The organism is Kitasatospora aureofaciens, from assembly GCF_019192735.1.
Lineage (GTDB): Bacteria > Actinomycetota > Actinomycetes > Streptomycetales > Streptomycetaceae > Kitasatospora > Kitasatospora aureofaciens_A.
In genome coordinates this window covers 1-1105 of sequence record NZ_JAHTKP010000178.1, presented here as the reverse complement: position 1 = coordinate 1105, position 1105 = coordinate 1, and the positions used below count along the sequence as shown (strand labels likewise).

Here is a 1105-nt window from a genome sequence, read left to right as displayed (position 1 = left end):
CACTAGGGAGCGTATTTGGTCGTGATCAATCTGTGGGATTCGCCCTCATGGCGAGGCCTGATCGGGTAGACCATGTCGCGTGACGCGAGCGCAACTGACTGATGCGGAGTGGGAGTTCATCGAGCCGTACCTGCCGGTCGGCGAGTACGGCCCATACCCGGAGCGGCTGCGGCAGCAGTTCGAGGGCGTGATCTGGCGGTTCAAGACCGGAGGGCAGTGGCGGGAGATGCCGTCGGAGTTCGGTGCGTGGTCGACCGTCTCCAATCGCTTCCGGCAGTGGCGTGACGCGGGCGTCTTCGAAGCCCTGATGGAGGGCGCGATCGCGGAGGCCGCGAGGCGGGGCGAGGTGGACTTGTCGCTGGTCAGCGTGGATTCCACCACCGTTCGGGCCCACCACGACGCCGCCGGGATGCACCTGGGCCCCGACGCTCTGGCGGCCCTGGAGAAGGCCGCCGACGAGGCGGAGAAGGCCCGGCAAAAAGGGGCGGACCGAAGGAACAAGACGGACAGGACGCCGCAGATGATCCAGAACGCGAAGAGCGACGACGTGCCCGGCGGCGGCGCAAGCTCCGCCTGAAGACCGCGCTGCTCGGGCGCTCCAGAGGCGGGCAGACCAGCAAGATCCATGTTGCCGGCGAGCGGAAGTGCCGCCCGCTGGTGTTCGTGCTGACCGAGGGGCAGGCCGCCGACAGTCCGCAGTTCGTCCCCGTGCTCAAGAAATTGCGGGTCCGCGGGCCGGTCGGTCGTCCCCGCACCCGACCTGACGCGGTCGCCGGGGACAAGGCCTACTCATCCCGCGGCAACCGCGCCCACCTGCGTCGACGCAGGATCAAGGCCGTCATCCCGGAGAAGAGGGACCAGGCCGCCAACCGAAAGAAGAAGGGCAGCGCAGGCGGCCGGCCCGTCAGCCACGACGCCGACCTCTACAAAGAGCGGAACACGGTCGAGCGCCTGATCAACAAGCTGAAGGCCTGGCGAGGCATCGCCACTCGCTACGACAAGACACCCGGCAGCTACCTCGCCGGCCTCCACCTCCGCGGCGCAATGATCTGGATCAAGGACCTCACCAAAACTGCTCCTTGATCACGACCAAATACGCTCCCTA

General features: G+C 67.2%; 1 pseudogene. It reads left to right on the top strand.

Annotated features, from left to right (window positions below):
• Window positions 1-79: 79 nt before the first annotated feature.
• Window positions 80-1083: pseudogene (locus tag KV557_RS41855) on the top strand (IS5 family transposase).
• Window positions 1084-1105 lie beyond the last annotated feature (22 nt).